The organism is Bacillus sp. JJ1562 (genome assembly GCF_036962705.1).
GTDB lineage: Bacteria > Bacillota > Bacilli > Bacillales > Bacillaceae_L > Ferdinandcohnia.
Genome location: NZ_JBALOQ010000090.1, coordinates 1 through 8,759 on the forward strand (window position 1 = coordinate 1; position 8,759 = coordinate 8,759).

Consider the following 8,759-nt stretch of genomic DNA (forward strand, 5'->3'; position numbering starts at 1 on the left):
AATTAACACGCCAGATACTTCAAGTGGAGTTAAAGCATTTGTGTTATTTACAAAAACAAACGCATCATATCGGTCTGCTATCACTGATGGAACATAGTTACCGTAATGCTCATATTGTGGATGATAGACAACGCCAATTGCGCGATGGCCAATAGGCCTAGTAAATAATTTTCTATTTTTATCCGTAAATACTAGGAGTTTATCGTAAGCACCTGCTTTATAGAGAAAATCTTCCCAACTTCCGGAAACCGCGGGAGGGGTATTCATTTTTTCAAAGTCTACACCCCACTTGGTAGCTGCAATAACCGTCCCATGATGTGTACCGAAACCAACAATAAACACGGTTTCCGAACCTACTTGTTCCCTTATGAGTTGTCCTACATTGACAATTCCTTCTTTTTCCATGTCCGTCGCTCTTGCATCCCCAACATGTGTATTGTGTTCCCATATAATCCCTTTGGAATGACTGTTATTAAACGAATCAATTTTATTTATGACTTCTACCATGTGACGATCTCTAATATTCCATGATTCATTATCGTTTGTAATCATGGTTGTATAATAGTTTTCAGCGTTAGCGGTAATAAGCGCGTTTACCTCGACGTTTAAACTGCTTTCCTCTGAATCATGATAGGTATGTTTGTTTAAACTCACTTCCATTAGAAGTTTTGTTACTTCTTCATGACATCCCTCAGAATAAAAAGATGAGGACAAAGCATACTTTTCCGCATCACGATTAAATGGTTCAAAACAGGCGAAAGCCTTTCTCGCGACCTCAAAATCTGGTGAGTTTCTTTTTTCTAAATACTTAAGTATTTCATCCATCGATTCCCATAGATTATAGATATCAATTCCATAAAAACCAACTTTTCTATCAAACGGTTTTCCTTCATTAAATTCTTTTAACCATTCGATTAATTCAATTATTTCTTCATTTGCCCACATCCAGGTTGGCCACTGTTTAAAAGACATTAGGACATCACGAGCATTATTATATTGAGTTGAATACCCTTTTATATAGCGATTCACCTCTTGACATGCTGGCCAATCACCTTCTACAGCTATAAAGGTGAACTCTTTTTCAACGATTAATCTTTTGGTGATGTCAGCACGTATTTTATAGAACTCAGACGTTCCGTGTGAGGCTTCCCCCAACAAAACATATTTCTGATTTTTAATAGAAGTAACAAGTGAATCAAGGTTATCTTTAGAATTGGTAATTGGAATTGCATGTTGTTTTATTGCTTGTATCATTTTATCTTCCATAATAACCCCTTCAGTTTTTGTATTCTGCATTATACGTATTCTCACCTGCATGAACTGAGAGAAGAGTATCCGCATATCCAACCAATCGGTTTACAAGCTCATCAGAAATAGCATAAACAAGGTGATGAAGTGATTCTTTATGTAAGGCAGGGTCGTCAAATAGTATTGTAGTATTGATGAATATCTCCTTTGTATCATATAGGTTATAGTGAATAATAACCTTGCCAGCTGCACCACCAGTATTCGGGTCTTTATAGCTCGGTAAAAAAACGTACCATTCCTCGGCAGAAGGCGATCGAAAGTTTTTTGTAAACGTCAAACCTTCTATTTCTTTTTCTATTTGATTCCTCATTTGATGATCAATAACATCTAGTATCTTCTTTTCCATTCAGAATTTTACTCCGCTGGATTAGCATCAATAGCTATCTCATATGCATCTAGAACCATATCACGTTCGGATGGATCGCTAATTCCTGTCAAAAACTGACCATCATCCGTATTCTCCACTTGCATGACAAATGTGTTATTTTGATCTTGTTCAGAGCGTAACAATGCAAATGTTTTGTCCTTCATATCAAATAAGGCTTCAATCGAAAATTCTTTTTCAACCCCATTCTGATCCAAAACAACAATTTTATCTCGATATACGTCACTGTTCATGTAGTACACCTCCTGTAATTTGCATTCATATCTTTACCTAAACCATCAAAATTACTTAAAAAACAAATTTTCATAAGTGATGACCGCATTTAAAAAGTGTCCTTTTTTCTGGTATTTCGTTTCATATTTAAATACAACAAAAAAACAACTCTTATTACATATTAAGGGTTGTTTTTTGTTGTATTACTTTTACTATAGTTTTAATTTCCTCATTAAAGATCAGTTTTGTAATATCGATCTTAAATGGCTATTTCTTTGTTCAAGTCTGTATTCATCTTCATTTTCTTTTGAAACAGATTCTAATCCGTATCCTGTCGAACTAATTTCTAATGTTTCACTTTCTTTTCTTTTTAAATTGGCATCTTCATTATAATGACCCTTTTCCATATTACCCTCCTGTATTTTATTATATTTCTCCTTTTTTGTTATATTTCCACTTTTTCTTAGAGGCATACAGAAAATTTCTACGTAAATGCTTTTTTCCATATCCATTTTAATACGCCTTTTGAATCGAACAATCGACAATATTCGAGCATTTTCTAAGTGTTAAAATTTTCTCTATGTTAGAATAATAATGTAAAGACAACAAAAGGAAATTACATAAGGGGTGTTAGGTATGACAAATTCAAAAGTAGCAGTTATCACTGGTGGTGGAAGCGGTTTAGGACAAGCTTCTGCTGTTCGACTAGCAAAAGAAGGTATTAACATCGTAGTGGTCGATATTAATGAACAAGGTGGGGCTGAAACGGTTAATCTTGTTAAAGAATTAGGCGTTGATGCCATCTTTGTAAAAGCGGACGTATCAAAAAAAGAAGATGTAAAAGCTTATGTAGATGCAGCTATTGAAAAATTTGGTACGATTGATTACTTTTTCAATAATGCAGGGATTTCTGGTAGTGGCGTACCTTTTGGCGAGGTCTCAACTGATGAAATTGAACAGATTGTTGGAATTAACTTAATGGGTGCATTATATGGAGTTAAATACGTATTAGACGTTATGTTGAAAAACGGTGGCGGTTCAATCGTTAACACTTCTTCAACCGCTGGTGTGATTGGTCAAGCAGGTGTTGTCACTTACTCTGCTACAAAACACGGCATTGTGGGATTAACCAAGAGTATCGTGATGGAGTATGCAAGCAAAGGTATTCGTTGTAACGCGATTGCTCCTGGTGGAACAGAAACACCGATGATCAAAGCTTATTTCGAATCTCAACCACCTGAAATTAAACAGGCTGCAATCCAATCGGTTCCTCAAAAACGCTATGGTCAACCAGAAGAAGTAGCAGAATTAGTTGCCTTCTTATTAACATCGCCTGCCCAATACATTAATGGCGAAGTTATCAGCATTGATGGTGGGTTTACAAATACACGTGGATAATAGAAAATAATTAGCGTATGTTGCACAACAAACGCTCAGAATTGTCTGAGCGTTTGGTTTATTCTAAATTACTAATGCCTTTTTAGGAACACGTTTTCGACTTCTAATAATTTTCTAGTAATATTGGAAAATAGAAAAAAACTTTACCTCCTTGTTATATATTTTTTTATTTTTATTGAGATAATAGGCTAATGACAGTATTCAAGACGACGTTTACTCCTTTTTCGCATTCCTCCAAGGTGGTCAGTTCTTCTTCGCAATGGCTTTTTCCATTTTTGCTCGGTACAAACAGCATGGTGGTAGGGATATAGCTTGCGATGAACTGCGCGTCATGCCCGGCACCGCTAACCATGCGTTTATGGGTGTAACCAAGTGATTTTGCGGATTGCTCTATAAGATTGCAGAGTTCGGGCTTGAACCAAACTGTATCTCGTTCCCATAATTTCGTTGCTTCTATCTCACATCCTTCATTCATTTCCAAATTCGAAAGACCTTCAACGAAATTTTTCACATCGTTGACGATATCCATATCCTTGTGACGAGCCTCAAGGGTAAAAACAACTTTATTCGGAATAACTGTATGAATGCTTGGATAGACATTTATCCTTCCTATTGTATAGACTAGATCCTTATCTAAAGAACCAAAGTATTTCCGTATCTCATTTATAAGGTTATTCGTTGCAAACAGTGCGTCCTTACGCATGTTCATCGGGGTGGTACCTGCATGATTGGATTCCCCAGTCACTTCAATTTCATAACAAGCCATACCTACAACACATTCTACAACACCAATCGAAAGCGCTTCAGATTCTAAAATTGGTCCTTGTTCTATATGTAATTCAAGTAAAGCGGTTGCTTCTTTAAGGCGGTTTTCCACATTCCCTTCGTATCCAATCGCCTTTAGTGCTTCGCCAAAAGTAATTCCTTCAGAATCCTGCTTTTGCATCATGACGGACTTTGTAAATTTACCTGCTAGAACACCAGATGCCATCATCGAAGGCTCGAATCTAGCACCTTCTTCATTGGTAAAATTCACAACAGTAATTGGAATTTTAGGTTTAATATTATGGTCTACGAGGGTTCTTACTACTTCTAAACCGGCTACTACCCCTAGTACACCATCAAACCTGCCTCCTTTTTTGACGGAATCTAAATGGGAGCCAATCAGGATAGGAGGTTTTTTCTCAGTGCCTTCAAGTGTAGCATACATACATCCCATATCATCAATCTTCACATCCATTCCTAATTCCTCACAACATGCTCGGAAATAATCCCTGGCGTGTCGGTCTTCATCTGTTAATGCTAGCCTTGTCACTCCATTTTTTTCTGTCCTGCCAAAGTCTGCAAATCGTTCCAATTCGTTCATTAATCTTTCCCTATTGATTAACAGTTTTTGTTTTTGCAACATTGTAGACTCCCCTTTAATTAGTGATAACCAAAGATCCTTCTTGCATTCTAGTATCTGATGGAGTTGAAACTAAACAATCAAAAGGACCTCGTCAGAAGCATCCCATGCCAAAAAGTCTTAATGTATTAATTACTTAAATATTCAGTTATTTAAAATTATAACTCTATTAACCATAATGTCATTATACAAAATGTAAAAAATATAAACGGATTATTTTATAGTATGTTAAATCATTATTGGCAGCATCATAGCCTAATTAAAAATGAGACCCAGTACACCTTTGCGTTTTTTCACTTAAATAGAATCAGATCAACGGCATTCCAATTAATTTGGAAATTGATGCAGCATCTTTCGTGTCTTTGCTCTCATTTCTGAAACTGTTTGTCCAGCCCCATCGAAAATTTGGATATTGGTTTCATTTAGCTGCCCAATTACTTCCACCCATCGATCCTTTTGACTTTGACTTAACATTTTCCCAGGGTCCCTCATTTTCAATCGATTAAACCCACAAGTTGACGCAATTAATCGAGAGGTGATCAGTTTTTAAGGCATCTCTAACGAAAAGACAATTAGCAGATAACCTGCCCATCCAGCTTCCTTTGCAAAATGCAGCATCACGTCGGTTTTTCTCATAAAAAAACGCGCCTTACTAGGGTAAGAGACGCTAAATTTATCATGTTTGCCTTTTAATTTTGATCAAATGAGAGTTACGAAAGAAGCAGGGCGAAAACAATTGCATAAACTATAAAAATAGATTGGGGAGGATTTCTAATGAATAATTTCAACACACTCTGCCAACAATTTGGCCAAATTCTAAACCAAAAACCAGAAGTAAAAAATGAAGTTTGTTCTGTAAGTATTAAACGGAATCTACATGTTACCATTCAAGGTCGTCCAAGCCCTGGAAAAATAGAGGCCGAAATATCATTTGCATCTTTGGATTATGAGGGCAATGCCCTTAATCTTGGGGAAACCGTTATACTCGAAGAAGAAATTCCAGCATTTACAAAAATTTTAATTAAAAATGGGATAATAGTGAGCGCCATTCATAATCATTGGCTGTTCACCAAACCGAATATTCTTTATATCCACTTTCAATCTGTTGAACCCCCATTACATTTTGCTCACAAAATTTCAGAAGCACTGAAGGTTCTTCGATAATTGTTTTCCGGAGATAGAAGCTTATTTTTGAATCGAGGATCCAGTCAAGTTGAATGAACCGTTTTCCGTGCTTTTTCAATCCCACAAAAAAATCACAGGCTTTACACCTGTGATTTTCATTTTATTATTAATATTTCAACCCATGACCAAGTTTATATACATTACCATCACTGTCTTTATACGCATAAGTCATTCCTGCTGGCATGTATTTGTCTTTGTCATATCCTGGTACGTCATTTGGTGATACGCAATCTCCATTTTGGTAAACGGCAATCACTCCTTCACTTGCTGGTAAAGTTATTGGTAAGACACCTGTTGGCTTATGATTCCCTGCAATCACTTCAAGCTGTGCATTGTGGAATGTATCGTAGCCCGCAATCAAAGCATCAGCCATTGGTTCTACATTTCCTAAAATCCATGGAAGGATAATATTTACACTCATCACGACTTTACCGCCGCGGCTATGGATGCTGTCAGCAACTTCTTTTAGGTGGTCAAGTCCACTTAAAGTAGATTCCTGATACAATGAACCATCAATCGCCGAGTTTACTTTATCCTCACAAATATCAAGCTCTAGTAGACCTGGTGTTGCATTAAAGTAAGAACCAGATTTTGGATGTAGGAACAGAATCGCTGTATCGGCTTCTTCATAGTTGCCTGTTAAGTTAAACAGTCCGAGTTCTTTTGCTTCATTTCTTGCTTTTTCTGTATAAGAAGTTGCTCTTTCCTGCTCCTTATGGAACACTTCAATATACACCTTTTTACCATCCAGCTTGTCCGATGTAAGTGGCAAGGTTTCGTTTGAATTTTTTAGTACGGTCACTGATTTTTTATGCGCTTCGTATGCAGCTTCCCAGTGCGCTTTCGTGCTGACAACCTCAGTTGCCTTTTCTGGATCATTGTATGTGCGGTCATCAAATAGACCTAAAGCGAACATTTCTGTTAAGAGTCGTACATTTGACTCATCGATTCGTTTTTCAGTGATCCATCTATTGCTAATAGCCAATTTCAGATTTTCAATATCATTCGTATCAGCAATCAAATCGGTACCCGCATTTATTGCTTTCGCAAAGCGTTCCGCTTCACTGCTGTTTTCCATACCCCAGCTCATGTTATTAATAATCCCGCTGTCACTATTCACATAGCCTTTGAATCCAAGCTTTCCACGAAGGATATGGTCGATGAAATAACGATTAAACGTAAATCCAACCTCTTCGAATGGGATTTCTTCCCCTTCAAACTCCTGGACCACACTCTTCTTAATACTTGGAATCGAGTAATATGGCATGATGGAAGATGTTCCATGATCTGCCGCTGCTTTAAATGGTGGTAGATGGTATTTTTCTAAGCTACCCGGAGTTGGGTATAGATTCCATTTTCCTTCTTCATAGTGAGGGTCAAAGCCATTTTCTCTCGCTCCCCCACCTGGGAAATGCTTCGTAGTCATCGCAATACTATCTTTTCCTAAGGTTTCGCCTTGGAATTCGTCAAGGATACGACCGATCACATCAGCAATAAACTCTGGATCTTCCCCAAATGTTCCATACGTACGCTGCCATCTCGGATCTGTCACCACATCTGCCATATACATATACCCTTTTCTTAAACCTGTGGCATTCCATTCTTTTTGGGCAATGTTTGCAAATTCACTAATAAGGGAGGCGTCACCACCATTTTGGATATCGCCCTTAGCCGCTGCTGCCAATCCTAATGTTCCTGGCCATGTAGAGAAGATACCGATTGCATCATTCATACCAAATACTGCTTCACCATTTTCATTTCTGGAGTTCGATGCAACGAGAACGGGAATTCCTAAGCGCGTACCCTCAGCTACTTCATTCAGCGCGTTAACCCATTCCGCCATTTCAGCTGGTGTGAAGTTATCTCTTAAAATGAAATGTCTTAGTTTCCTGTTAGCAATCGTATGAGTGGTTCCGTATACTTTGCTAGTAGCGAAAATGGTTTCTCCTCTTTCGATAATACTTTCATCTAAGACGCCATCATGGCTTGTCTTGCTTTTATCTTCCTGGGCAAGTCCCATTTTCCTAGAATTGATCAGCATCATCCCGATTTTTTCATCGATGTTCATCAAGGAAACAAGATTTTCTGCACGTTCTTTCGGGCTTAAACGCCAATCTTCATAAGGATCTAGTTTGCCATCATTATTTAAATCTTTAAATTTCAAACCATCTTGTTCAATCAGTTTCTTCGTTCTAACTTGTAAATCAGGTTGCTTTTGCATGTCAGTTCCTCCTAATAGGTTTCATTATTACGATTTCTAAGTGTTTACACCATTGTTTTTGTTTGCTATGCATCTAGTTTTAGTAATGTATCATCACCTGATTCAACATTACCCGTTTTTATTGGTTTTACTTCTAAATATTCTTCTGTATTGGTAATCACGACAGGAGATTTCAGATCGTATCCAGCTGCTTTAATATTCTCGATGTCAAATTCAATGAGTAGATCACCTTTTTTCACTTGAGACCATTGCTCTACATGGGAAGTAAAATATTTACCCTTCAACTTAACTGTATTAACCCCAACCGAGATTAAAATTTCAGCCCCGTCATTCGATGTGATTCCAATCGCATGTTTACTCTGGAATAATGTCGTTACGACTCCGTCCACTGGAGAAATGATGGCACCTTTTGTTGGTTCGATTGCAGTTCCCTTTCCTACAATTTCTTTTGAAAAAAGCGGATCGGCTATTTTACTTAATGGAACGATATGACCTGTTAATGGACTTGCGATCATTTCTTTCTTTACGTTTCCTAATCCAAATTCTTTGTTTGTCTTCTTAGCTGCTCTTAGGTCGTTCTTGCCTTCATATCCAAATACAATGGTAAGTACCATTGCGATTAGTAAGGAAGCAAACACACCGAT

General features: G+C 37.4%; 10 protein-coding genes. 2 read left to right on the forward strand and 8 right to left on the reverse strand.

Translation table 11 applies throughout. The annotated features are described in order from the left end of the window. The 4 genes from V7097_RS25930 to V7097_RS25945 form a co-directional block, all read right to left on the reverse strand. The coding region (locus tag V7097_RS25930; RefSeq protein WP_335704664.1) for an erythromycin esterase family protein at nt 1-1,296 on the reverse strand (1,296 nt) is incomplete at its 3' end. Beyond that, nucleotides 1,277-1,654 (reverse strand): hypothetical protein, encoded by a 378-nt coding sequence (locus V7097_RS25935; protein ID WP_335704665.1) that lies wholly within the window; start codon nt 1,652-1,654, stop codon nt 1,277-1,279. The genes V7097_RS25935 and V7097_RS25930, both read right to left, overlap by 20 nt. A gap of 8 nt (nt 1,655-1,662) precedes the next feature. Next, nucleotides 1,663-1,926 carry a DUF1292 domain-containing protein gene (locus tag V7097_RS25940; RefSeq protein ID WP_335704666.1) on the reverse strand — a complete coding sequence of 88 codons (264 nt, stop codon included), beginning with the start codon at nt 1,924-1,926 and terminating at the stop codon, nt 1,663-1,665. A 219-nt stretch (nt 1,927-2,145) separates the two neighbouring features. After that, nucleotides 2,146-2,418, reverse strand: coding sequence for a hypothetical protein (locus tag V7097_RS25945; RefSeq protein WP_335704667.1), 273 nt, complete (start codon nt 2,416-2,418; stop codon nt 2,146-2,148). A gap of 124 nt (nt 2,419-2,542) precedes the next feature. Here V7097_RS25945 and V7097_RS25950 point away from each other — a divergent pair, with 124 nt between their 5' ends. Then, nucleotides 2,543-3,304 carry an SDR family NAD(P)-dependent oxidoreductase gene (locus V7097_RS25950; protein WP_335704668.1) on the forward strand — a complete coding sequence of 254 codons (762 nt, stop codon included), beginning with the start codon at nt 2,543-2,545 and terminating at the stop codon, nt 3,302-3,304. Between the two features lie 172 nt (nt 3,305-3,476). On the opposite strand, the gene V7097_RS25955 is transcribed toward V7097_RS25950, so the two are convergent. Both V7097_RS25955 and V7097_RS25960 read right to left on the reverse strand, forming a co-directional pair. Further along, on the reverse strand, nt 3,477-4,709 hold the full coding sequence (locus V7097_RS25955) for a Zn-dependent hydrolase (protein WP_335704786.1): 1,233 nt from the start codon (nt 4,707-4,709) through the stop codon (nt 3,477-3,479). A gap of 327 nt (nt 4,710-5,036) precedes the next feature. Beyond that, complete coding sequence (locus V7097_RS25960; RefSeq protein WP_335704669.1) at nt 5,037-5,183, reverse strand: hypothetical protein; 147 nt, start codon at nt 5,181-5,183, stop codon at nt 5,037-5,039. Between the two features lie 300 nt (nt 5,184-5,483). Here V7097_RS25960 and V7097_RS25965 point away from each other — a divergent pair, with 300 nt between their 5' ends. Then, complete coding sequence (locus tag V7097_RS25965; protein ID WP_335704670.1) at nt 5,484-5,873, forward strand: DUF1259 domain-containing protein; 390 nt, start codon at nt 5,484-5,486, stop codon at nt 5,871-5,873. Nucleotides 5,874-6,000: 127 nt separating this feature from the next. Here the strand turns inward: V7097_RS25965 and V7097_RS25970 are convergent, their stop codons facing one another. Beyond that, a complete protein-coding gene (locus tag V7097_RS25970; RefSeq protein WP_335704671.1) occupies nt 6,001-8,115 on the reverse strand; it encodes a glycoside hydrolase family 3 protein in 2,115 nt (704 codons plus the stop codon). A 65-nt stretch (nt 8,116-8,180) separates the two neighbouring features. Next, on the reverse strand, nt 8,181-8,759 hold a 579-nt coding region (locus tag V7097_RS25975), incomplete at its 5' end, for a PTS sugar transporter subunit IIA (protein ID WP_335706518.1).